This is a genomic window from Corynebacterium fournieri (assembly GCF_030408775.1).
Classification (GTDB): domain Bacteria; phylum Actinomycetota; class Actinomycetes; order Mycobacteriales; family Mycobacteriaceae; genus Corynebacterium; species Corynebacterium fournieri.
In genome coordinates this window covers 27,628-51,900 of the sequence record NZ_CP047210.1, presented here as the reverse complement: position 1 = coordinate 51,900, position 24,273 = coordinate 27,628, and the positions used below count along the sequence as shown (strand labels likewise).

Below are 24,273 nucleotides of genomic sequence, written 5' to 3'. Positions count from 1 at the left end.
AATTCGCATGTGAAGAAAGGAGGTGCACAGGAAATGGCAGTGATGGACAGGCTGGCAAAGCTGGACAGTTCCCTGCAGCGCGGCTTGGATAATTCCATGGCGGCGCTCTTCGGCGGCAAGGTTGTGCCTGAAGAGGTAGAGGAGCTGGTCAAGCAGGAAGCCCAAGACTCGCTGGTGGTCACGGATAAGGGCGAGTACGTCGCCCCGAACGTGTACGCCGTGGGTGTGTCCTCGAAGGACCTGGAAAATCTGTCGCAGAACCGCGATCTTCCTGTGGACCTCGCCGATCAGCTCATGCGGTACGTGCGCAACAAGCAGTGGTTCCTCGACGGCCCTGTTGTTGTGCGTATCGCGGAGGAGTCGGGTCTGCGCACTGGCCAGCTGCGGGTGTCCAGCTACATCGACACCATGCCGGATGTGGTCAGTGGCTACGACGCCATTGTGGCGGAGCCGAAGAAGCGCAAGGCCTCGCGCTCTCAAGTGAAGGAGGATGCAATGTCCCAACCCAACCCCAACCAGCCGCAGGACGCTGGCGACGCAACCACGGTGAGCCTGCTGCTGCAGGACGGCTCGTCGCGCACCTACCTGGTGCACGAAGGCTCCAACATTCTGGGCCGCTCCAACGACTCGGACTTCCGCCTGCCGGACACGGGTGTGTCCCGCCAGCACGCGGAGATCACCTGGGACGGCCAGGTGGCGGTGCTGGTGGACTTGCAGTCCACGAACGGCACCACGGTCAACGACGAGCCGGTGGAGAACTGGATGCTGGCGGACGGCGACGTGATCACGCTGGGCCACTCCAACATCGAGGTCCGCATCGTCGGCGCCCAGGACCAGCAGCAGGCGGGTTCGAGCCAGCCGGAGTTCACGGACTCGGTGGCGCACCCCAGCACTGAATACTTCCGCCCGTAGAAGGGATGCCATGGACTCGACGGTGATCCTCAGCGCCCGCTTCGGCCTTTTGGCGCTGCTGTGGGTATTCATCCTCCTTGTCATTTGGACGCAGAGGAAGGATGTGGTCTCGGCGGGCGGAACGATGCGTCGTCAAGCAAGTGCCTCCGCACCCGCCCCCAGGGAGAAAGCGCGCACCCTTGCGGTAGTTGAGGGGCCGCTGAAAGGCTCCCACATGGAAATTGCCAGCTTAGAGGACTTGACTGTCGGCAGGGCTGGTGACAACGATTTCCAGCTGGGCGACGATTTCGCCTCCTCGCGCCACGCGCGCCTGTTCCGCAGGGGCAGCGACTGGTTCGTGGAGGACCTGGACTCGCGCAACGGCACCTTCGTCAACGGGGTGCGCATTGACCAGCCTGAGCGGGTGACCGTGGGCACGGACATGAAGATGGGACGCACGATTGTGAGGCTGATGCCGTGAAGCTCGCGCTAGATTTCGTGGCCGTGTCCGACCGCGGACTTGTACGGACCAACAACGAGGACTCCGCGTACGCCGGACCGCACCTTCTGGTGCTCGCGGACGGCATGGGCGGCCACGCCGCTGGCGAGGTGGCCAGCCAGCTCATGGTGGAGCACCTCGAGCACCTCGACCGCGACCCCGAAGACGCCGACATGCTTGCCCTGTTGGGCGCGGCGGCCGAGGACGGCAACGCGTCCATCGAGGCCTCTGTGGCCGAGCACCCCGAGCAGGCCGGCATGGGCACCACGCTGACGGCGCTGATGTTCAACGGCCGCGAATTCGGCATGGTCCACGTGGGCGACTCCCGGGGCTATCTGCTTCGCGACGGTGAGCTTCGCCAACTCACCGTGGACGACACGTTTGTCCAGTCACTGGTGGACGGCGGCAAGCTGAAGCCGGAGGACGTGTCCACCCACCCGCAGAAATCCCTGATCTTGAAGGCGTACACGGGCCGGCCTGTGGAGCCGCACCTGGAGCTGATTGAGGTGCAGCCGGGCGACCGCGTGCTGCTGTGCTCCGACGGTTTGTCCGACCCGGTCACGCGCGAGACCATCCAGATCGCGCTCGGCGACGGCACCCCGGAAATGGCTGCCCAGCGCCTGATTGAGCTGGCGCTGCGCTCCGGCGGGCCCGACAACGTCACCGTGGTCGTCGCCGAGGTTGTGGAGGCCGACGGCGACGCGCCCGCAAGCCGCGCCGTGGTCAGGGCAGGGGCGTTGGACCCGGGCTACGAGTCCTCCCACCCGGACTCCGCCGCCTCCCGCGCGGCGGCGTTGCTGCGCAAGTCCGAGACCATCACCCCGGACCACAACCGGGCCAAGCTCCAGGACGCCAACGGCGCCTCCGACGACGAGGAGGGCCACACTAGCGGCGCTAGGAAGAAGCAGCCTTCTTCTGTCTGGCCGTGGATCACCGCTACCCTGCTGCTACTTCTGGTGCTCGCGGTGGCGGGCGTGATGTGGGCCCAGTCGCGCGACGTGGATTCCTACACGCTGAAGGTGCAGGATTCCGGCGAGTTTGTGGTGCAGCACACCACCCGCGACAACATGTTCGCGGGCGAGGAAACGGAAGACATCCAGCACGCCTGCCTGAGCGAATCCGGCGAGCTGCGGGTGATTGCCAGAGACAGCAAGCCGGGCGACTGCCACGTGTTCAGCGTCTCCGACCTGCCGGAGGATCACCGGGAGGTGGGCGACGTCACCGGCTCCTACGACGACGTATTAGCCAAGCTGAATGAGTTGGCGGATCAGGCGCTGCCGGGCTGCGTGGATAAGCAGACCCCGGACAAGGACAAGTGCCGGGAGGTGCGATGAGCCGCCTTCTCAACCGCAGCCGCGAACTCCTGCTTTTGCTGTGCGCCACCGCCCTGCTGGCGCTGATGCTCTTCGGCTTGGAAACGAGCCAAGGGCGCACCCTGTCCCAGGAGATGCTCTACATCATCGGCGGGTTCATGGGCGTCTACGCCATCGCGCACGTGGCCATCGCCTTTTTGGCGCCGCACGCGGACCAGGCGATGCTGCCCGTGGTCGCTCTGCTCAACGCCGTGGGTCTGGTGGTGATTTACCGGCTGGACCTGGCGGAGCGCCCCGGCTACGGGCCGCTGGCGGAGCGGCAGATGATGTGGTCGCTCGTCGGCGTGGGCCTGATGGTGCTGACCCTGATTGTCATCCGGGACCACAAGTCCCTGTCGCGCTACTCCTACCTGCTTGGCCTGCTCGGCCTGATCCTGCTGGCGCTGCCGCTGGTGTGGCCGCAGCCGCCGGGCTACGAAGAGGCGCGCATCTGGCTGTGGCTGGGCCCGTTTTCCATCCAGCCCGGCGAATTTTCCAAGATCCTGCTGCTGATCTTCTTCGCCCAGCTGCTCGCGCAAAAACGCGCGCTGTTCACCGTGGCCGGCAAGCGCTTTTTGGGCCTGACCTTCCCGCGCATCCGCGACCTCGCGCCGATTCTGATGGTGTGGGCAATCGCGATTTTGATCATGGGCGTGTCCAACGACTTCGGCCCGGCGCTCTTGCTGTTCGCCACCGTGCTGGGCATGGTCTACTTCGCCACCAGCCGCGCGTCCTGGCTGGCCATCGGCGTGGCGCTGGTGGCCGTGGGCGGCTACGCCGTCTACCAGGTCAGCGCCAAGATCCAGGAGCGCGTGTCCAACTTCATCGACCCGTTCGCGGACTTCGACGGCGTGGGCAACCAGCCCGCCAACGCCCTGATCGGCCTGAGCTGGGGCGGCATCACGGGCACCGGGCTGGGCTACGGCCACCCGGATCTGGTGCCGGTGGCGCACTCGGACTACATCCTGGCCGCGCTCGGCGAGGAGCTCGGCTTCGCCGGCATCGCCGCCGTGCTGTGCCTGTTCGCCATCTTCATCACCCGCGGTTTCCGCACCGCCATGCAGGCGCGCGACTCCTACGGCAAGTTGCTGGCCTCCGGGCTGGCGCTGACCATTACCATCCAGATCTTCGTCGTCGCCGGCGGCGTGTCGGCCATGCTGCCCATGACCGGGTTGACCACGCCGTTCATGTCCGCTGGCGGCTCGTCCGTGATGGCCAACTACATCCTGCTGGGCCTGCTGCTGCGCATCTCCAACAGCGCCAACCGCCCCGCGGACTACGACGCGGTCGCCGCCGGCACAGCGGGGCGCCTGGGACAGTCTGAGGTGGTGAGCGCCCGATGAACACCTCCATCCGCCACGGCGCCGTAGTGGCGCTGCTCATGGTCGCTGCCTTGCTGGTGAACTTCACCGTCGTGCAGGGCATGCGCGAAGACGAATACGCGCAAAGCGAGCACAACTCCCGCATCCTCATGGACCTCAAGCGCACGAACCGCGGCGACATCGTCGCCAGCGAGACCGTGTTGGCGCAAAGCCAACGCAACGAGGAGACCGGTTTTTACCAGCGCGCGTACCCGAACATGCCGTTCTCGTTCGCCCCGGTGGTCGGCTACGTCTCCGACCAGTTCGGCACCTCCCAGATGGAGGCCGCCCACAACGGCGAGCTCACCGGCGATTCCGGCACTGCCTCGCGCTTTTTGCGCACCGGAAACGAGGACGGCAAGAAGGGCGACACCGTCGAGCTGACCCTGGACCCGAACCTGCAGGCCTTCGCCTACGACCAGTTGGCTAAGCCGGGCTATGACGGGGCGGTGGTGGCCATGAGGCCCTCGTCAGGCGAAGTGCTCGCGATGGCCTCCACCCCCAGCTACGACCCCAACGCCATTTCCAACCCGGACACCGCCGAGGGCGCCTGGGGCGAGGTGACCAACAATCCGGCCAACCCGCTGCTCAACCACGCCACCCAGGAGCAGCTGCCGCCGGGCTCCATTTTCAAGATCATCACCACCGCCGCCGGCCTGCGGGCCGGCTTCACCCCCGAATCGCCGCTGACCGGCGAGGCCAGCACGATCCTGCCCGGCACCGACAACATCCCGCTGACCAACTACGGCGGCCAGGCCTGCGCCGGCGGCGGCCAAGTGCCGCTGCGCACCGCGTTCGCCCTGTCGTGCAACACCGCGTTCGTGCAGATGGGTCTCGCGGCGGGCGCCGATGCGCTTCGCGACGCCTCCGGCCGCTTCGGCATCGGCCAAAACTACGACCTGGGACTGCCCAACGCCAACGGTTCGCTGGGTGATTTGCCCGGCGGGGCGGAGCTGGCGCAGTCCGCCATCGGCCAGCGCGACGTGACCATGACCGCGCTGCAGGCAGCGGTGATGTCCGCGACCATCGCCAACAAGGGCAAGCGCATGGAGCCGCACGTGGTGCGCGCGGTGCGCGACGCCGACGGCAAGGTCGTGCGCGAAACCAAGCCGGTGGAGCTGAACGAGGCCGTAACGGAACAGGAAGCCGCCACGATCACGGACTTGATGTACGCGTCCGAGCGCTGGACCTACGGCTACGACGGCAACGGCTTCGCCTCCAAGACCGGCACCGCCGAGCACGCCGAGGGCGCCGCACCGCACGTGTGGTACGTCGCGTTCGACCCGGCCAAAGATGTCGCCGTGGCCGTCGTGGTGAAAAACGGCGGCCATCTCGGCGAGGCAGCCACCGGCGGGCAGGTCTCCGGCCCCATCGGCCGCGCCGTCCTGCGCGCCGCCCCCGCCGCCCCCGCACCCGTGGAAGGAGCACAGTAGATGAACACCGAAAACCGCGAGGACCTGCAACAGCTCGTCGGCGAGGGCTACCAGCTGCAGTGGATCATCGGCCACGGCGGCATGTCCACCGTGTGGCTGGCAGACGACCTGAACAACGAGCGCGAAGTGGCCATCAAGGTCCTGCGCCCCGAGTTCAGCTCCAACGCCGAATTCCTGGCCCGCTTCCGCAACGAGGCGCTGTCCGCCCAGGGCATCAACTCCGACAACGTGGTGGCCACCTACGACTACCAAGAGGTAGACACCCAGGCCGGCTTCACCGTCTGCTACATCATCATGGAGTACATCCGCGGCGAATCCCTGGCGGACCTCATCGCCCGCGAGGGGCAGCTGGATGAGCAGCTGGCTCTCGACGTGCTCGAGCAGGCCGCCCACGGTTTGGCCGTGATCCACCGCATGGGCCTGGTGCACCGCGACATCAAGCCCGGCAACCTCATGATCACCCAGAACGGGCAGGTCAAGATCACGGACTTCGGCATTGCCAAGGCCGCGGCCGCCGTGCCGCTCACGCGCACCGGCATGGTGGTGGGCACCGCCCAGTACGTCTCCCCCGAGCAGGCCCAGGGCATGAAGGTCACCGCCGCCTCCGACGTGTACTCGCTCGGCGTGGTGGGCTACGAAATGCTTTCCGGCAAGCGCCCCTTCACCGGCGATTCCTCCGTGTCCGTCGCGCTCGCGCACGTCTCCGCGGAGCCGCCCGCGCTGCCCATTTCCGTTACTGCGCCTGCGCGCGAGCTCATCGAGATCGCCCTGCGCAAAGACCCCGGCCAGCGCTTCCGCGACGGCAACGAGTTCCAGCTGGCCATCTCCCAGGTGCGCCAGGGCCTGCGCCCCGCCCAACCCGGCGGCCACACGCAGGTGGTGGCCACCGAGCCGTCCGCCACCGCGTCGACCCAGATGCTGGCCAACGTGGCCGAGGAGCGTACCTCGCGGCCAGAGGGCGCGTACCCGCCGTCCGCCGCCAGGGCCATTGCTTCTCGACGTCCTCCGGCCCAACCCGTTCCCGCCCGCGCCGCCGCCCCGGCCCCGCGCGAGCCCGAAAAGAAGTCCGCCACCGGCCCGATCATCGCCAGCCTGTTGGCACTTGCGCTGCTCGGCGGCGCCGCAGCCTGGGCCTACACCGAGGGCGTGTTCGACCGCTTCACCGGCGGCAGCGCCCCGACCACCCCGCGGCCGACCAAGAGCGTGACCACGCCCACGCAGGCGGAAGAGGACACGGAGACCGAAAAGTCGGTCACCGAAACCACTACCCAGCGCGAGCGCACCACCGTCACCGAGCCGCGCAACCCCGGCACCTTGCGCTTCGAGGAATCCGAAGACGAGCAGGCGCCCGCCCCGGCGGAGCCGTCCGCGGCGCAGTCCGACACGGAGACCTCCAGCGCCACCAAGGAAACCGAGACGTCGCGCGCAACACCGAAGCGGGAGACGCCGAAGGCGGAGACGTCGCAAAGCAAAGCGCCCGAGGTCACAGACGAAGCCACCTCTGCGATAGAATTGCCCAACCTTGACAACTTGCTCGGAGGTGGCAGGTAAATGCTGATCGCGGACCGGTACGAACTCGGCGACATCATCGGCACCGGCGGCATGTCGGACGTGTATGCCGCCACCGACGTGTCCCTCGGGCGCGAAGTAGCCGTGAAGATGTTGAAGATCGACATGGCGCGCGACGAAAACTTCCGCGAACGCTTCCGCCGCGAAGCCCAAAACTCCGCGCGCCTGAACCACCCCAACATCGTCTCCGTCTACGACACCGGCTCCGTGGAAACCTCCGGGGTGGACGTGCCCTACATCGTCATGGAGCGCGTCAACGGCCTTAACCTGCGCGACATCGTGCGCAACGAAGGCCCCCTCGCGCCGGAGCGTGCCGCGAAACTGCTGCTGCCGGTCACCCGCGCGCTTCAAGCCAGCCACGACGCTGGCATCATCCACCGCGACATCAAACCCGCCAACATCATGGTCACCAACACCGGGGCCGTGAAGGTGATGGACTTCGGCATCGCCCGCGCGTTGGACGACTCCACCTCCGCAATGACGCAGACCTCCGCCGTCATCGGCACCGCCCAGTACCTCTCCCCCGAGCAGGCGCGCGGCAAGGCCGCCGACGCACGAAGCGACATCTACGCCCTCGGCTGCGTGATGTACGAAACTGTCACCGGCGTGCCGCCCTTCGAAGGCGAATCTCCCTTCGCCGTGGCCTACCAGCACGTCCAGGAAGACCCGGTGCCGCCGTCGGAGCGCATCCAGACGCCGCTGTCCGACAACGAAGCCGTCAACGTGGACTCCGTCATCCTCACCGCGATGGCGAAACACCCCGCCGACCGGTACCAAACCGCCGACGAAATGGGCGCGGACCTCGCCCTGCTCGAACGCGGCAGCGTCACCACCGCTGCGCGCAACCACCTCGCCGCCGCCGAACAGGCCGTCGGCGCGCACGCCGTGGACTCGCCGTCCGAAGGCAACACGGTTGTGGTTGGGGATGTGGTGCGCGAACCGGTGGTGCGTCGCGAAGCAGCCGCCTCCTCAGGCAGCCACACGCGCTACGCGGACCACCGCGCCGCCAACGAGAAAACCTCCTCCAACTGGCTCAAGTGGCTCTCCGCGCTGCTCGGCCTGCTGCTCGCAGCCGCCGTGTGCTGGTTCGTCTACGACTACTTCTCCGCCGACAAGGACAACGCGCCCGCACCCGTCCAAGAAGCGATGGTGCCCGTGCCCGACGTGCACGACCGCCCACGCAACGACGCCGTCCGGGAACTCGAAGGCCTCGGCTTCGCCGTCTCCGTCATGGAAGAGCCCAACCCGGAGATCAAGCGCGGCAACGTCATCTCCACCAACCCCGCCGCGGGCTCCGAGCTCAAGCCGGGCACCCAGATCACCCTGACCGTCTCCTCCGGCAAGGAAATGACGGACGTGCCCGACATCACCAACCTCACCACCGAAGAAGCGGTGGAGGAGCTGAAGAAGGCCGGCCTGGAGCTCAACCCCAACGTGCGCCGCGAAAGCAGCGACAACATCCCCGACGGCATCATCCTGGGCCAGCAGCCCGCCGGCGGCACCCAGATTGCCAAGGGCTCCCGCATCGCCATCACCGTCTCCTCCGGACCGAAGATGGTGCAGGTGCCCTCCCTGGTCGGCCTGAACGTGGAGCAGGCCACCGCCACCCTGTCCTCGCTGCAGCTGCGCTCCACCGTCACCAGCGTGGACTCGCCGAAGCCCGAGGGCCAGGTCCTCGCCGTCGCCGGCGAGAACACCGACGTGGAAACGGGCACCACCGTCGAGCTGCGTGTGTCCAACGGCATGCTCATGACCATGCCGCAGATCAGCCGGATGACGCCCACCGAGGCCGAGAAGGCACTGCACGACGCAGGCTGGAACGGCCGCCTCGTGGCCGGGCCCACCGTGCCCACCGGCGCGCTCGTGGACGACGGCCTGATCGGCCACCAGGAAGTCGAAGCCGGCGAAACCATCCGCAAGGATCAGGCCATCGGCTACAACGTGTGGAAGTTCGACGCTGGCAAACTCATCCCGCAGAATAACGCGGCCGCTGCCCCGGCTGATACAGTTCAACCCCAGAACCCGCCGAACGCGCTGCGGAATATGCAGCGCGGGCTTGGGCTTTAGACGTCGATTAGGGAGCGCACAATGCCTAAAGCAAAAGTAACCAACGAACCGATCCGCCCAGCGAGCAGCACCTCCACCGGCGTCAGCCGTACCCCGGTCAAGGTCAACACCGGCGGCACCCCGATCTGGTACAAGGTGATCATGTTCGGGCTGATGCTCCTCGGCCTGGCCTGGCTCATCCTCTACTACCTCGCCGGCGACCAGATCACCTGGCTCGCACAGCTCGGGCCGTGGAACTACGCCATCGGCTTCGCAGGCATGATCCTGGGCCTGCTCATGACCATGGGCTGGCGGTAGCCTTTTTGTGAGGGTTAGTCGTTTACGGACTTAGACGGCGCAAACACTTCTCCCTGCGACGCCCACTGGACCAGCAGGTTGGTCAATCCACGCAGATCCTGCGCGCGAGAGCTAGGTGCCTTGGCGTTTTCCGGGAAGAACCCGGTTTCCAACCAACGCGAATCCAGCGGTAGGCCGGTCTGCCCGCTCGGCCTTCTGTAGACCGTTTTTGTTAAGTTTCGGATTACTCCCGTCCGAAATATCCATGGCAAGAGCGTGGAAAACTCCCGCGAGGATGCGGAAAAGAATCGAGCAGCGGCTCGAAGAACACCTCAATCTCCTCGAGTTTCTTCTGCGCGGCAGCGAGCTCGTATGCGGCGCCGTCATCTTCCGCCTTTCGGGAAATAGTTTCTTTTATGGCCGATTTAAAAAGACGCGTGCTCGTTTATAGTCACGCTAATTTCGGAATAACTTTCTTATTTTCGCGCACGTCAGAAGCTTCAACCTGAATGCATTTCAAGCGAAGGAAGAGAATCCGGTTATGAACGACATATGTCTGCATTTAAATAGACCGATAGATTGCACACAGTTTTTCATCTAAAATTCCGTGTTAATACTGGTAACCATGCTTTTGTGACACGTCAATCACTTTAGTTTGACCCCGAATCGGGTGGATTGTTCAACAATATTATGCCCATTCCCGATCAGTTGACTAGGAATTGTTTGAGAGCTCCTCACTGAGACGTTGAGAAGCCCGCCCCTTGAAAACCCACAATTGTTTCCCCCGAAAGGAACGCCTCATGCGCGTATTCCGCATCACAGGTGCCGCCAAGGCCGCGATCGCTGCCGTCGCGGCTGTTGCAATCGCAAGCTCCGGCATCACCGCCACCGCCCAGACCTTCGAAGAGTCCTACCCGGAGACCCCGGCAACAAACTCCGCGCTGCCGATCATCCACACCTACCGCGGCTCGGACCACCTGAAGGCCAATGTGCTCAACCCGCGCCCAGTGTGCAACTCCACCGAGGACTACCGCACCATCGTCTACAAGGTGAAGGACAACTTCCTGCCGGTGGGCACCATCTCCACCACCAACCTGTCCGACAGCGACATCCCGCTGTCCCAAGACCTGTCGCGCACCCAGACCATCTCCGCCTCCGTCAACGGTTCCAAGACGGAGACGCTGAACTTGGGCGGCTCCGGATCCAAGGACGGCCTCCAGGGCAACATCGGCTACTCCCTGGCCAAGTCCCTGGGCTGGGACGTCTCCGGCTCCTTGTCCTGGTCCGTCGGCCAGAAGATCGGCCCGTACGACGTACCGGCCGGCAACACGGGCGAAGCAACCTACGGCTTCCGCACCGTCACCATGACCGGCACCCAGCAGCGCTGCCGCCCGAACGGCACCTGGGCAACCCCGACCGCATGGATCGCCAACATGCCCATCAAGAACGAGGTCCGCGTCAAGAACTACTCCACCCCGGCCGGCTCCTGGGCACCGAATAGGGGCGCACAGGTCACCGACACCGTGGAGAACCCGAACCCGGCGTACAACGAGGACGTCAAGAAGATCGAGACGGGCGAAAACCTTGACGACGTCACTGCGGTCGACAACGACGACGCCACCGACGTGACCAACAACGACATCGCAAACGAGGGCGCCGAGGTCATCAACGAGGTCGAGGAAAACGCTGCTGACGAGGTCAACGAAGTCGTCGATAAGCAGGCGGATGCCCAGCGCGACCTGGACCTGCAGCCATACTTCACCGCTTCCTCCTGGAAGGTGCCCGGCGCGGCGGGTTCCGTGGCACTGCGCGTGAAGAACACCGGCGCGAAGCGCTACTGGGGCGAGTTCCCGGCCCTGACCTTCCGCGTCGAAGTCGGCACCGAGGCAGGCCCCGAGGGCGTTGACCGCCTGATCACCACCACCCAGTACAACGGCACCCACATCCGCGATTTGGGCTACGACTTCGACCGCGGCATCCGCACCTTCGAGGTCACCCTGTCCAACCCGATCCTCGCAGGCGACGAGATGCTGCTGGGCGCATTCTCCTTCGGCGACGGCAACACCAAGGAAGGCCGCCTGTACAACTACATGAAGGTCACCCAGACCGGCCGCCTCGCTGGCGACACCTCCTTCTACAACGACCAGGACGTGGACTCCCGCGACGTGACCGTCTCCGACTTCAACAAGAAGATCCGCGGCGTGTTCTAAAACCCCCACTGGCGAAACGCGAAAGCCCGTTGAGTCTGACTCAACGGGCTTTGTCGTGCAGGAAGACTACTTCTCCTGCGCGGCGCGCTTGGCGGCAAAGGACTCGCGGACCCTCGTCTCTAAGTCAGCGTCGACCTTGCCCCAGTAGGCGTAGACGCGCTCCTCGACGTCCTTGTTCTTGATCGCCATCATCTTGTTCGTGATGTTGTGCACGAAGCGCTCCTTCTCCCCGTCGTCGAAGACGTCGCGGTAGAGCGTGCCGGCCTGGCCGAAGTCGTCGTCCTCCGCGTGCTTGACGTACGCCGCACGCACCAGGTCAGTGCCCTCCGGATCCGGGTTGACGTAGAGGTTCTCAGCCTGGCCGTAATCGGTGAAGTCGGAGGAGGAGTCCTCGTTGTTGTCCAGGTAGCCAGCACCCTTGTCGGTGCGGTTGGGCACGTAGTTCGGCTCGCCTTCTTGGCTGAAGTAGTACGCCATGTGCCCGCGCTCGGAGTACGTGTTCACCTCATTGACCGGACGGTTCACCGGCAAATCCTTGTAGTTCGCGCCGATGCGGTGGCGCTGCTGATCCGAGTAAGCAAACACGCGGGCCTGCAGCATCCGGTCCGGCGACAGGCCCACACCCGGCACCAGGTTGGCCGGGTCGAGCGCGAGCTGCTCGATCTGCGCGTGGTAGTTCTTCGGGTTGCGGTTGAGCACGAAGTAGCCGACGTCGATCAGCGGGTAGTCCTTCTGGGACCACGTCTTGGTCAGGTCGAACGGGTTGAAGCGGTAATCCTTCGCTTCCTCGAACGGCATGATCTGCACCTTGACGTCCCACACCGGGAAATCGCCCTCAGCGATGGCGTTGAAAAGGTCCGCACGCTGGAAGTCCGGATCCGTGCCGGCCTTCTCCGTCGCCTCTTCGTCGGTGAAGCACTCCCAGCCCTGGCGGGTCTTGAAGTGGTACTTCACCCACACCGGGGTGCCCTCCTCGTTGACCCACTGGAACGTGTGGGAGCCGAAACCATCCTGGTGGCGCGAGGTCTTCGGGGTGCCGCGGTCGCCCATCAGGTACGTCACCTGGTGGGCGGACTCCGGCGTGCGGGTCCAGAAGTCCCACTGCATCTCGTCGTCGCGCAGACCCGAGTTCGGCTGGCGCTTCTGGGAGTGGATGAAGTCCGGGAACTTCATGCCGTCGCGCATGAAGAACGTCGGGGTGTTGTTGCCCACGATGTCGTAGTTGCCGTCCTCGGTGTAAAAACGCAGCGCGAAACCGTGCACGTCGCGCCACGTGTCCGGCGAGCCGGCCTCACCCGCCACGGTGGAAAAGCGGGCCGCCATCGGGGTGACGGTGCCCTTTTGGAACAGCTTCGCCTTCGTGTACTTGGACACGTCCTCGGTGATGTGCAGCTCGCCGAAGGCGCCGTGGCCCTTCGCGTGCGGGATGCGCTCCGGGACGTTTTCCCTGTTGAAGTGGGCGAGCTTCTCCATCAGGTGGACATCGTTAAGCACATTCGGCCCCTGACGCCCCTGCGTGACAGAAATGTGCTCCGAGGCAACCGGCTGACCGCCCAACTCAGTGGTGCGGCCCTTGCCTGCGGGGCGCTCGCCGCGACCGACGATCTCTTCCGCCTTGCTCTTGTCCGTCACTGCTTACTCCTTGAAAGTTTGTCGATGACAGATACGCCGCCCAGCGTAGCGATTTCCACGCGCGCGCCACTCTATCCACACCTGTGGATAACTCTGTGCACAAACTACACAGGGCAGTGAAATGTGCTGGTCCTGGTTCGAAAATCCCAGGTTTCCCCGGCGTGTCGGTCGAACATTTCGGCGTGCCGTTCGACTAACCACACGCGTGTAGTTCTCCACAGTGTGGATAACTGCTGTGGATAACTCACAGGTACACCGGGAGTGTGGACGGAAGGGTCAACACCCAAATGGCCGCGCACGCCGCCACCGCCGCAACCGACGCCGCAATCCACCGAGTGCGCACGCTCGACGACGTCAGCGGCCACGCCATCACCGCCCCCGCCACCAGGCCTCCCAGGTGGCCCCACAGCGACACGCCCGGCGCGATCAGCGTGTACGCCACATTCACCGCCACCAAGGTCAGGGGTGCGCGCAGGTCGGTACGACGTCGACAAGCAATGGCGATGAGCAGGGCCATGAGCATGTAGAGCGCCCCCGACGCCCCCGCCGTGGGCGCAGTGAAGCTGAACGCAAGCACGCTTGCCGACGCCCAAAGGACCCCCGCCACCCACGCCACCACAAACGGCCCGGTACCGACGAAACGCTCCACCTCCGCGCCCACCAGCACCAGCATGAACATGTTCAGGAACCAGTGCGTGATGTCCAAGTGCATGAACCCGGCAGTCAGCGCGCGCAGGTAACCCGCGCCGTACACCTCCGGGCCGTACAGGATCGTGTTCGCGCCCACCGCGGAATCCCACACCACGTCCGTGAGCGATCGGGCCTGGATCGCCGCGGCGAAAAACACCAGCGTGCAGATCACCGTGATGGCGGTAGTCGCGGGGGCAGTGCGGGGCAGTGTGCGCAGAGAGGGCATGAGGCTCAGGGTACGAAAAAGCCCCCGCACAGTGGCGGGGGCGCAACGGTGGGGCTTAGGCGATCTCGACGGACTCGATCACGACGTCCTCGACCGGGCGGTCCATACGGCCGGTCTCCACAACGGCGATCTCGTCGACGACCTTCTTGGAAGCCTCATCGGTGACCTCACCGAAGATGGTGTGGCGGTTGTTCAGCCACGGGGTCGGCTCCACGGTGATGAAGAACTGGGAACCGTTCGTGCCCGGGCCCGCGTTCGCCATAGCCAGCAGGTAGGGGCGGTCGAACTGCAGCTCCGGGTGGAACTCGTCGGCGAACTGGAAACCCGGGCCGCCGGTGCCGGTGCCGGTCGGGTCGCCGCCCTGGATCATGAAGTTGGGGATGATGCGGTGGAAAATCGCACCGTCGTAGAACGGGCCCTCCGTGGTGCCGGAAGCGTTCTTGGTGGAGTAGTCCTGGGTGCCCTTGGCCAGGCCGGTGATGACCTCGACGGTCTTCGGCGCGTGGTTGCCAAACAGGTCGATCACGATGTCGCCGTGGTTGGTGTGCAGGGTCATGGTCTGCGTCTTTTGAGTCATGGCAACCAGGGTACGCGGGTTCGCCCGGGTGGGTTCTGTTTGGTTGGCGGTCTGTTCTCGCCTCTTGCTGCAAACCCAGCGAATTGGTCCCAGCGAATCGCTGAAAGTTGCCGATTCGCTGGGACTGGTTCGCTGGAAACTCGTTGCTCTTGTGCAACGGCTCCCCGGCAGATACTTTTGATCCAACATCATCGACTGGGGGGTCATATGGTTGGGGAAAAGTTGACAAAGTTGCTCGTCGGCCAGGCGGTCGCCGAGGCGGAAGCATGCGTGAGGGTTTCATCGCATCGATTCGTGCGCGTCGATGCTTGGAACGCGCTGCGGCCGTACGAGCGTGAGTACTTACGCTGCTACGCAGCAGCTTCATCGGCCTATCGCTCGGTGTTGGTGAGCCGCTCGGCCGCCCGCCTGTTGGACATGTGGACCATCCCAGACGGCAAAGAAGTCATCGAGCTCGCACAATCGCACGGCACGCCACCATCCACGAAAGACTGGCCCGACGGTCTGCTTTACCGCCACATGCGTATCCCCGACTCGGACGTCTACCTTGTCCGCCGGACCGACTGCATCGGTGCGGACCGGAAAATCCAGGTGACAAGTCCGGAGCGCACGGCGATCGACATCGCGCGGTTTCACGGCGTGCGTCAGGGCGCGGTCGCGATGGACTATATTCTCCACCACGGCACCCTCCAAGAGAAGCGGAAACGATGGGAGACCATCCAAGCGAAAATTGCCCGTCTCAAGGGAAAACGCGGCATTGCGAACGCACGGCAGGCACTCGAACTTGCGTCTCCCTGGTCGGAGTCACCGTACGAAACTCTCTTGCGTGTGATTCTCCACGAACACGGTATCGAGGTGGAGATGCAACTGTGGATCGGACCCGATTTTCGTGTCGACCTGATCTGGGGAACCCTCGTTATTGAGATCGATGGCCTGGATAAGTTCGAGAACAAGGCTCATGACGCTGTCCTCTCTCAACTCAGGCGTGAAACTTGGATTCGTGAGCAGGGATACGAGGTCATCCGGTTTTTCACACTGGAGATACGCCGGGATCCGGAAGAGTGCGTCCGCCGGATACGTGACGCGAAAGCACGAGCAGACAAGCGCGGCGCGCCCAAAACCCCCGCGACCCGGCAACGCCCACCCCGATTCCGGTAGAACGCGCCCCCCTTGAAACGAAAGAAACCAGCGAACTAAACCCAGCGAATCACGCATTTCAGGCGATTCGCTACGACTAGTTCCCTGGAAACTTCAACGGGACGCAGCGCGGAGGGACGCAGCGCGGAGGGGGGCGCGCGACGCGACCTACAGCCCGCCAACCACCTCATCACGCGCGGCAACCAGGTTGCGCAGCGACGGCTCGACCTCAGCGTACCCGCGGGTCTTCAGACCACAGTCCGGGTTGACCCAGAGGCGCTCGGTGGGCACGTGCTCCAGGGCAGCGCGCAGCAGGCCGGCGATCTCCTCCGTCGACGGCACGCGCGGGGAGTGGATGTCCCACACGCCGGGGCCGATCTCGGAGTGGAAGGTATCGTCGATGTCCTCCAGCAGCTCCATCTTGGAACGTGCGGCCTCGATGGAGGTGACGTCCGCGTCCAGGCCGGCCACCGCGTCGATGATCTGGCCGAACTCGGAGTAGCACAGGTGGGTGTGGATCTGGGTGGACGGCTTCGCGTTCAAGGCAACCAGACGGAAGGCGCGCACGGCCCAGTCCAGGTAGGCGGCGCGGTCGTCGGCGCGCAGCGGGAGCAGCTCGCGCAGGGCTGGCTCGTCGATTTGGATGACCTTGATGCCGGCGGCCTCCAGGTCGCGCACCTCGTCTGCCAGCGCCACACCGATCTGGTCGGCGGAGACGCTCAGGGGCACGTCGTCGCGCTTGAAGGACCAGGCCAGGATGGTCACCGGGCCGGTGAGCATGCCCTTGACCGGCTTGTCGGAAAGCGACTGCGCGTAGGCCGACCACTCCACGGACATCGTCTCCGGGCGGGAGACGTCGCCGACCACGATCGGCGGACGGGTGCAGCGGGAACCGTACGACTGGACCCAACCGTTCTCGGTGACCACGAAGCCGTCGAGAAGCTCGGCGAAGTACTGCACCATGTCGTTGCGCTCGGCCTCGCCGTGGACCAGCACGTCCAGGCCGATCTCCTCTTGCAGCTCGATGACCTGCTTGATCTCGGCCTTGAGCGCCTCGGTGTAGTCGGCGTCGGTAAGGGTGCCCTCGCGGTGGTCGGCGCGCGCCTTGCGGATCTCCGCGGTCTGCGGGAAGGAACCGATGGTGGTGATCGGCAGGGTGGGCAGGCCGAGCTCTTCGCGCTGGACCTTGTTGCGCTCCGCGAAGGCAGGCTCGCGCTTGACCTGGCCCTCCGGCAGAGCGGCCACGCGGTCCACCACGGCGGAGTTGTGGATGGTGGTGGATTCGGCGCGGGTGCGCACGGCGCGGTCGGACTGGGCGAACGCCTCGACGGCCTCGTCGGAGCCGGCCACGAGCGCCTGGATCTCGGCGAGCTTCTCGTCGGCGAAGGCGAGCCACGGCGCGACCTCCACCGGGATGTTGCGCTCGGCCTTTAAGGTGTGCGGCACGTGCTGCAGGGACGTGGAGGTGGACACCGACGCCGGGCGGCCGAGGGATTCGAGGACCTCGGTGCGCTCGCGCAGGTTGGCGGTCCATACGTTGCGGCCGTCGATGAGTCCGGCGACCAGGTGGGTGGGCTCCGGGATCTGCGCGCGCACGCGCTGCGGGTAGTCCGCGTCCGCCTGGAGGGTCCACGGCGACAGGTCCACGTGCAGCGCCTCCACGCCGAGCTCGCCCAGCACCGGCAGGGCCTCGCGGGCGGAGCCGTACGGGGTGGTCAGGTACACGTTCGGGCGGTCCTCGCGGCCGAGCAGCTCGGTCCAGGCCTCGCGCAGGTGGCCGGCGATCTCGGCGTCCGGGGTGGACAGGTCGGCCACCACGGCGGGCTCTGCAATCTGGATCCACTCCACGCCCGCGTTCTTCAGGGCGGCGAAGACCTCGGCGTACGCCTCCACCAGCGACGGCAACAGCGACCACTCCGCCGGCTTGGACAGGGCGATCAGTGTGACCGGGCCGACCAGGAACGGGCGGACCTTGTGGCCGGCCTCCGCGGCCTCCTCCACGATGCGCAGGATGCGCTCCGGCGCCGGGGTGACGTCCTGGCCTGCGGAGATCTCCGGCACGAGGTAGTGGTAGTTGGTGTCGAACCACTTGGTCATCTCCAGCGGCACGCGGGTGTCGTTGCCGCGGGCGAGCGCGAACTCCTCATCGAGGTCGGTGCCGCCCGGCACGAGGCCGACGGTCAGCGCGGTCTCGAGCACCTGGTCGTAGAGCGCCACGTCGGCGGGGATGGCGTAGTCCTCGGTCAGGCCCAGGTCGCGCAGGTGGTTGTAGTTGCTCACGCGCAGGGCGCGGGCGGTGGAGCGGAACGTCTCAGCGTCGATGCGGCCCGCCCAGTAACTTTCCAGCGCGCGCTTGAGCTCGCGGTTGGCGCCGATGCGGGGGTAGCCCTCGATGGTGGCTTTGGGGAAGGTGGTCATTGTTGTCCTCTATCTATTCGTCTATTCCGATGCGGTCCAGGAAGTCCCGCGTGACGTCCAGGTTGTTGTGTGTGTAGACGTGAAGTCCGCCCGCGCCGGCGTCCAAGATCTCGCGCGCCAGGTTGGCGGTGAGCTGCATGCCGGCCTCGTACTCGTCGTCGGCTTCGAGCAATTGCTTCTCGACGCCTAACGGCACCTCCAGCCCCGACAACTCCCCCATGCGCCGCACGCGCTTGAGCGAGGTCATGGGCATGATCCCGGGGATGAGCGGGATGCGCACGCCCGCCAACCGCGCCACCTCCACGAAGTCCAGGAAGTCCTGGGCCTCGAAGAAGAGCTGGGTGATGGCGAAGTCCGCGCCCAGGCGCTGCTTGGTCAACAGCACGTCCAGGTCGTGGTCCAAGTTGCGCGATTCCGCGTGCCCCTTCGGGTAGCAGGCCACGGACAGGGCCAGCTTGCCGGCGGCGAGGTGGAACGCCTCTTCCTCCTGCACGTCCTGGATCAGGTTGAGCAGGTCCGTGGCGTATTGGAGGTGGTCCGCCGGCAGGCCGGTGTCGGGCAAGTCGCCGCGGAGGGCGAGGAATCCGCGCACGCCGGCGTCGATAAGCACCCGCACCCACTCGGCCATCTCTTCGCGCGTGCCCGCGGTGCAGGCCAAGTGCGCGATCGGGCGCAGGTCGGTGGTCTCCGCAATGCGGGAGATCAGGCCGGCGGTGCCTTCAAGCCACTCGCTGCGCCGGGAGCTGGTCACGGAGACGTAGTCCGGGTTGTACGCCGCCAAGCCCGCGATGAGCCTGTCGATCTTCGCCGGATCGTCCGTCGGACGCGGCGGGATGATCTCGAAGCTCAACGCGGTGCGCTGGCGTTTCGGGCGGGGGCGGCGGATCAGGGGCGTGCCCTCGCGGTCCAGCGGTGCCGAGGCGGAAACCCTGGTCGAAGGAGAGGCTTCGAACATGTCGGGATCCTTTCTCGGCGTGGTGGATGTGTTCAGGTTGCACCGTGGTTAAACGGTGCCTTGAAACTTATAAAGGCCGTTCAAGCGTCACAATGACCTAGCGAATTTCGGCCGTGTTCGGCCTGCTCAACGGCTTTTTCGGCGTGAATGTTAATCGCGCAAAGTGAACAGCTTGGTTCATTTTTGCGTAACGCTTGGTACACAACTGGCGCCCGCCCGTCGCCCCGCCGGATTTCGCTACCCTGGGCCGCGCAACCACCCATAACGCATTCCAAGGAGCACCCATGAACCTGAAGAACTTCGGCCTCGTCGCCGCTGGCGCCAACCAGGCGCTGAAGTACCTGCGCGAGCATAACGACAAGCGCGAGCGCAACATCTACGACTCCCTCCTGGAAAACCTCAAGGAGGGCAACCTGGACGATCTCCACGACAAGCTGGACATCGATGAGCTGCAGGAGCTCTACGGCGCCGCCCGCGCTCAGGCCGGCGAGATCACCCGCGACGCGCACGACCGCCTGGACCGCCGCCGCGCCGCCTTCACCGCTGCCGCCCCGAGCCGCAAGGAGCGCCAGGAGCTGCTGCAGAAGGCGTCCAAGGACAAGAAGAAGAAGGGCGGCGTTGGCAAGGTCGTCGGCACGACGCTGGGCACTGCCGCACTCGCTGGTTGCGCGTGGGCTGCCTGGGAGTTCTTCCTCAAAGACAAGCTCGCCGGCGACGACGAGCCGGTGAAGGCCTACCGCCCGGCGCCGACCCGCACGGAGACGGACGGCCAGGGAAGCACCACCGTGGTCTACTCCACCCGCACGGAGGACGACCTGAAGGGCGGCACCTCCCGCATCGTGTCCACCTCCGGCACCAGCACCGACTACGACAACGGCACGGACCTTGACACGGACCTTGGCGGCGAGGGCCTGACCACCCTGGACACGCTGGCGGACAACCAGCGCAAGGCCACCGAGGCCCACGAGGACGTGGAGGCGGACGCTAAGCGCCAGCACAACGAGGACGGCGGCGCGGACTTCGGCCGCCACGAGCTGCGCGACTAGGCGGTGGTGCGCCACCCCACCATGAGGTGGCGCACCAACCGGTCGCGCACGTCGGGCAGAATCCCGGCGAGCGGGGCGGCTAGCGGGCGGGTGGCCACGATGAGCTCGGTGGCCAGCTGCATGGGCGACTGGCCTGGGGCGATGATGCCGTGGGGGGCTGCGGCGTCGATAAGCAACTGCACCTTGTCCATGAACGCGTCGCGGCGCTCCACTACCCCGCCGGTGGAGCTGTCGGCGGCGAGGGCGGCGGCGAGGATGCCCACGCCGGATTCCACCAGCGTCCACACGAAGGACTCGAAGCGTGCGACGGGGTCCTCCTCGAAGCCGTCGAGTGTGGCGTCGAGGAGTGTCTCGATGCGGTCGAGGAAGACGATCGCGCAGGCGTCGTAGAGCGCGGCGCGGGTGGGAAAGTGACGGTAGAGGGTGGCAATGCCCACGCCCGCATCGGCTGCAATGCCCTCGAGCGTGATCTCGGAGCTCGGCCGCGAGCCGATCTGAACCAGCGCAGCGGTGATGATCTGGTCCCGCTTCGCGCGTGCGTCTGCGCGCATTGGTGCCCCGCCCCCTTTTGGGTTTGACAGTGACTATTTTGGGTAGCACCATATCACGAGTTAAGTGATAGTCCACCCTACGGTTAAGGGACCGCATGACCCCGATACTCAGCACCCAAGACCTCGTGCTACGCAAAGGCGACACCCCGGAAAACTTCGACATCGGCCGGGGCCTGACCCTGCTGAACACGCGGCGAGAGTCCGATTCCACCCTGCTCAGCCTCGCGCTGGCAGGGCGTTTCAACCCGCGCTCCGGAACCATCCTCCTCGACGGCGAGGAGGCCTCGACGCGCAAGCGCTTCAAGCAGGTCGCGCTCGCGGGCGTGACGGAGATCGACGGGCTCGACCGCCTCGTGCGCATCCGCGACGTAGTGCGGGAGCAGATTGCGTGGTCGCAGGGCGTCTTCGCCATCACCCCGCACAAGGCCGAGGCGATCAAATCCCACAAGAACGTGGAAAAGTGGTTGGAGCCGCTGCAGCTGGAAGACATCGACATGATGGCCCAGGTCGGCGACATCGGCCCGACCGACCGCTTCCGCCTGCGCATCTTGCTGGCGCTGATCTCGCGCCCGGACGCGAAGCTGCTGATCGTGGATGATGTAGACCAGGTGCGCAAGATGGACATCCGCGCAAAGCTGCTGGATGATCTGCGCGGGGTTGCGGTGCACCTTCCCGTAATGGTGAACACTGTGAATGAGGAGGGGCTATGAGTGGCCTGCACATCGGATCCGACTTTCGCAAGTTCGCCCACGGCAAGCTTCCGCCGCTTGCCCTGACGGCGATCTTTTTACTGCCGCTGCTGTTCGGCGGCCTGTTCCCGTGGTCGTACTGGGACCCGCTGGGCAACCTGTACAAGCTGCCGGTCGCGCTGGTCAACTCCGACGAGGGCGAAAACGGCCAGGAAGTGGTGGACGAGCTGCTGGAGCAGCACCCAATGGACTTCCAGGTGGTCAGCGCCGAGGAGGCCAGAGACGGCATCGCCAGCGGCAAGTACTACTTGGGCCTGGAGATTCCCACGGACTTCTCCGAGGCCGTGACCAGTGTGAAGGCGGATGACCCGCATTCGGCGAAGATCAACATCACGCTGAATGAAACCAACGGCTTCATCCCCACCATGCTGGGCGATAAGGCTGCGGACGCCATCGCCTCCGCCGTGTCCGACTCTGTGGGCGGCAAGGTGGTGGAGCAGCTGTTTGTGGGCATCAACACGCTGTCCGACGGTGTGGAGAAGGCCGCCGACGGCGCGGGCCAGCTCGACGAGGGCTCCCACAAAGCGCGGGACGGCTCGCAGCAGCTCAACGAGGGCGGCGAGAAGCTCAACGACGGCATCCAGCAGCTCAACGACAAGGTGCAGCAGATGCCGGAGGCCGTGGGCAAGCTCGACGGCGGCGTGGCGCGCCTGCAAGACGGCGCGACGCAGCTCAACGACGGCCTGACCACCGCGTCCGGCGGCGCCGACAAGCTGTCCGGCGGCCTAAACCAGTTGCAGGCCGGTACGCAGCAGCTTGGCGACGGAGCTACGCAGATCGCCGGCGGCGTGGACAAGATCGCCGGCTTTGCGGGCAAGATCAATGAGCTGCAGGCCGCGTTAGACGACATCAACGCGAACCTGAACAACGTCATCGCCGACCTGGACCGCTCCCCCATCCCGGGCAGCAAGGAGCTGGCGGACCAGGCGCGCGGCGTGCAGCTGCAGATCAATTCCGGCCCGCTGCAGGCCGTGTCGGAGAACAATCTGGTCAGCCAGCTGATGCAGCTGCAGGCCGGCGCGCACGAGCTGGCCAACCAGCTCTCCGACCCGAACGCGAAATACCGCGGCGGCGTGGACAGCGCCGTCGAGGGCGCCAAGACCTTGGCGGACGGCCTGAAGCGCCTGCAGAACGGCTCCGGCACCCTGCTGGCCGGCATCACCACGCTGAAGGACGGCACCGGGCAGCTGGTCGTCGCGGCGAACACCGCCACCGACGCCACCTCGCGCCTGGCCGCCGGCTCCAACCAGCTGGTGGTGGGCCTGGGCGACCTCAACGACGGTCTGGTCAAACTCTCCGACGGCACCGGCGAGCTTTCCATGAGCCTCGCCGACGGCGCCGAAAAGGCCCCGAGCTGGGAAGGCGACCGCCTGGACAAGGCCATCGACGCCGCCGCGGAGCCTGTGGGCACCCAGCACGTCGGCGACGGCCTGACCTTCTTTGGCAAGGGCCTAAGCCCGTTTTTCCTGTCGCTGTCCCTGTGGTTCGGCGTGCTGATTATGTACATGATCATGCCGCCGTTCAGCCGCCGCGCGATCGACTCGGGCACCAACCCGCTGCGCGCGTTGGCGTACACGATGCTGCCGTCGTTCATCATCGGCTTTGTCCAGTCCATCGCCCTGTGGATCATGCAGGTCAACCTGCTGGACATCCAGCCGGAGCACCCGCTGGCCCTGTTCGGCGTGATGGTGCTGGTGTCCTGGGTCTTCGTCACCGCCATCATGGCCCTGAACACGGCGCTGGGGCCTGCCCCGGGGCGCTTGGCCACCATGGCCCTGATGTCGCTGCAGCTGGTGGCATCCAACGGCCTGTACCCGCCCGAGGTGCAGCCTGCGTTTATCCAGTGGGTGCACAGTTGGGACCCGATGCGCTACTCCGTGGACCTGGTCCGCTACGCCCTGTTCGGGACGCCGGAAAGCGACCCGCGCATGTGGACCGCCGTGACCGTGCTGCTGTCTGTCGCCGCGCTGTCCATCGCGATCTCCTGCGTTGCCCTATGGGCGCGCCGCGTGTGGCGGATGAAGGACCTCCACCCCGAACTGACTGTTTAGTCCTACCATGGGCGGGGCAGACCCCTATTTCGAAAGGACCCCGCCCATGTTTAACCCCCTGAAGTTCCTCCCCTCCGGCATGCTGTCCAAAAAGGACAAGCTGGACCTGCGCCTGTCTTCCGCCGCCCTGCGCGTGCCCACCGGGGCCTACATCCTCAACGCTGGCCTGGGTAAGTTCCAGGTGGACAAGGAAGGCGCGGAGGGCCTGCGCGACATGGCTGTCGACGGCATCCCGCAGCTCGGCCAGATCGACGCCGAGAACTTCGCCACCGGCCTCGCCTCCGCAGAGACCGCCCTCGGCGCGGCGCTACTGTGCCCGCTGATCCCGAACCGTCTTGTCGGCCTGGGCCTGACCGCGTTCGGTGCTGGGCTGCTCACCATGTACTTCGGCGGCGACCAGTACACCGAGGACGACGGCATCCGCCCGTCCGACGCCGGCAAGGCCATTGCTAAGGACTCCTGGCTCGTCGGCGCCGGCCTCGCCCTGGCTGCCCTGCCGCGCAAGTAACGCGACCTGTACTACTCCCCCGTGCACGCCGTCTCGGCGGCTGGCACGGGGGTTTCTTGTTCCTGCGGCACGGGT

The 24,273-nt window shown here is 65.7% G+C and carries 20 protein-coding genes; 14 read left to right on the top strand and 6 right to left on the bottom strand.

The window, feature by feature from the left end; all coding sequences use genetic code 11:
* The first annotated feature begins 33 nt into the window (after positions 1-33).
* The 9 genes from CFOUR_RS00200 (at position 34) to CFOUR_RS00160 (ending at position 11,658) form a co-directional block, all read left to right on the top strand.
* Positions 34-912 carry an FHA domain-containing protein gene (locus CFOUR_RS00200; RefSeq protein ID WP_085957025.1) on the top strand — a complete coding sequence of 293 codons (879 nt, stop codon included), beginning with the start codon at positions 34-36 and terminating at the stop codon, positions 910-912.
* A 10-nt stretch (positions 913-922) separates the two neighbouring features.
* Positions 923-1,372 (top strand): FHA domain-containing protein FhaB/FipA, encoded by a 450-nt coding sequence (locus CFOUR_RS00195; protein WP_085957026.1) that lies wholly within the window; start codon positions 923-925, stop codon positions 1,370-1,372.
* The gene (locus tag CFOUR_RS00190) at positions 1,369-2,724 is read left to right on the top strand and encodes a PP2C family protein-serine/threonine phosphatase (RefSeq protein WP_290179554.1); all 1,356 of its coding nucleotides are present in this window, start codon (positions 1,369-1,371) and stop codon (positions 2,722-2,724) included. The genes CFOUR_RS00195 and CFOUR_RS00190 overlap by 4 nt, the downstream gene beginning before the upstream one ends.
* Positions 2,721-4,085, top strand: coding sequence for an FtsW/RodA/SpoVE family cell cycle protein (locus tag CFOUR_RS00185; RefSeq protein WP_085957028.1), 1,365 nt, complete (start codon positions 2,721-2,723; stop codon positions 4,083-4,085). Before CFOUR_RS00190 ends, CFOUR_RS00185 begins: the two co-directional genes overlap by 4 nt.
* A complete protein-coding gene (locus CFOUR_RS00180) occupies positions 4,082-5,536 on the top strand; it encodes a penicillin-binding transpeptidase domain-containing protein (RefSeq protein ID WP_290179552.1) in 1,455 nt (484 codons plus the stop codon). Before CFOUR_RS00185 ends, CFOUR_RS00180 begins: the two co-directional genes overlap by 4 nt.
* Positions 5,537-7,087: a serine/threonine-protein kinase gene (locus CFOUR_RS00175; protein ID WP_290179550.1), complete on the top strand. Its 1,551-nt coding sequence runs from the start codon at positions 5,537-5,539 to the stop codon at positions 7,085-7,087.
* Positions 7,088-9,172: a Stk1 family PASTA domain-containing Ser/Thr kinase gene (gene pknB / locus CFOUR_RS00170; protein WP_290179548.1), complete on the top strand. Its 2,085-nt coding sequence runs from the start codon at positions 7,088-7,090 to the stop codon at positions 9,170-9,172.
* Positions 9,173-9,193: 21 nt separating this feature from the next.
* The gene (gene crgA / locus CFOUR_RS00165; protein WP_085957031.1) at positions 9,194-9,469 is read left to right on the top strand and encodes a cell division protein CrgA; all 276 of its coding nucleotides are present in this window, start codon (positions 9,194-9,196) and stop codon (positions 9,467-9,469) included.
* Positions 9,470-10,248: 779 nt separating this feature from the next.
* The gene (locus CFOUR_RS00160; RefSeq protein WP_085957032.1) at positions 10,249-11,658 is read left to right on the top strand and encodes a hypothetical protein; all 1,410 of its coding nucleotides are present in this window, start codon (positions 10,249-10,251) and stop codon (positions 11,656-11,658) included.
* A 66-nt stretch (positions 11,659-11,724) separates the two neighbouring features.
* Here the strand turns inward: CFOUR_RS00160 and CFOUR_RS00155 are convergent, their stop codons facing one another.
* The 3 genes from CFOUR_RS00155 to CFOUR_RS00145 all read right to left on the bottom strand — a co-directional run bounded on the left by CFOUR_RS00155 (position 11,725) and on the right by CFOUR_RS00145 (position 14,783).
* Positions 11,725-13,263 carry a catalase gene (locus CFOUR_RS00155; protein WP_230471879.1) on the bottom strand — a complete coding sequence of 513 codons (1,539 nt, stop codon included), beginning with the start codon at positions 13,261-13,263 and terminating at the stop codon, positions 11,725-11,727.
* 271 nt (positions 13,264-13,534) lie between these two features.
* Complete coding sequence (locus CFOUR_RS00150) at positions 13,535-14,206, bottom strand: rhomboid family intramembrane serine protease (protein ID WP_085957034.1); 672 nt, start codon at positions 14,204-14,206, stop codon at positions 13,535-13,537.
* Between the two features lie 55 nt (positions 14,207-14,261).
* On the bottom strand, positions 14,262-14,783 hold the full coding sequence (locus CFOUR_RS00145) for a peptidylprolyl isomerase (RefSeq protein WP_085957035.1): 522 nt from the start codon (positions 14,781-14,783) through the stop codon (positions 14,262-14,264).
* A gap of 222 nt (positions 14,784-15,005) precedes the next feature.
* Between CFOUR_RS00145 and CFOUR_RS00140 the strand changes: the two genes are divergently transcribed.
* Positions 15,006-15,941: an endonuclease domain-containing protein gene (locus CFOUR_RS00140; protein ID WP_179154784.1), complete on the top strand. Its 936-nt coding sequence runs from the start codon at positions 15,006-15,008 to the stop codon at positions 15,939-15,941.
* A gap of 147 nt (positions 15,942-16,088) precedes the next feature.
* Here the strand turns inward: CFOUR_RS00140 and metE are convergent, their stop codons facing one another.
* Entirely contained in the window at positions 16,089-18,338 is a 2,250-nt protein-coding gene (gene metE, locus CFOUR_RS00135) for a 5-methyltetrahydropteroyltriglutamate--homocysteine S-methyltransferase (protein ID WP_290179543.1), read from the bottom strand.
* A gap of 13 nt (positions 18,339-18,351) precedes the next feature.
* Positions 18,352-19,293, bottom strand: a complete 942-nt coding sequence (locus CFOUR_RS00130; RefSeq protein ID WP_085957040.1) for a methylenetetrahydrofolate reductase — start codon at positions 19,291-19,293, stop codon at positions 18,352-18,354.
* A gap of 284 nt (positions 19,294-19,577) precedes the next feature.
* Between CFOUR_RS00130 and CFOUR_RS00125 the strand changes: the two genes are divergently transcribed.
* Complete coding sequence (locus CFOUR_RS00125) at positions 19,578-20,339, top strand: hypothetical protein (protein ID WP_290179541.1); 762 nt, start codon at positions 19,578-19,580, stop codon at positions 20,337-20,339.
* Here the strand turns inward: CFOUR_RS00125 and CFOUR_RS00120 are convergent.
* A complete protein-coding gene (locus CFOUR_RS00120; RefSeq protein ID WP_085957041.1) occupies positions 20,336-20,890 on the bottom strand; it encodes a TetR/AcrR family transcriptional regulator in 555 nt (184 codons plus the stop codon). The genes CFOUR_RS00125 and CFOUR_RS00120 overlap by 4 nt on opposite strands.
* 95 nt (positions 20,891-20,985) lie before the next feature.
* Here CFOUR_RS00120 and CFOUR_RS00115 point away from each other — a divergent pair, with 95 nt between their 5' ends.
* Genes CFOUR_RS00115 through CFOUR_RS00105 form a run of 3 tightly spaced genes read left to right on the top strand, consistent with a single transcriptional unit; the run spans position 20,986 to position 24,198 of the window.
* On the top strand, positions 20,986-21,600 hold the full coding sequence (locus CFOUR_RS00115; protein ID WP_085957042.1) for an ATP-binding cassette domain-containing protein: 615 nt from the start codon (positions 20,986-20,988) through the stop codon (positions 21,598-21,600).
* Positions 21,597-23,690, top strand: coding sequence for a YhgE/Pip domain-containing protein (locus CFOUR_RS00110; protein ID WP_290179538.1), 2,094 nt, complete (start codon positions 21,597-21,599; stop codon positions 23,688-23,690). The genes CFOUR_RS00115 and CFOUR_RS00110 overlap by 4 nt, the downstream gene beginning before the upstream one ends.
* Before the next feature lie 46 nt (positions 23,691-23,736).
* The gene (locus CFOUR_RS00105; RefSeq protein WP_085958570.1) at positions 23,737-24,198 is read left to right on the top strand and encodes a hypothetical protein; all 462 of its coding nucleotides are present in this window, start codon (positions 23,737-23,739) and stop codon (positions 24,196-24,198) included.
* Positions 24,199-24,273: the final 75 nt, after the last annotated feature.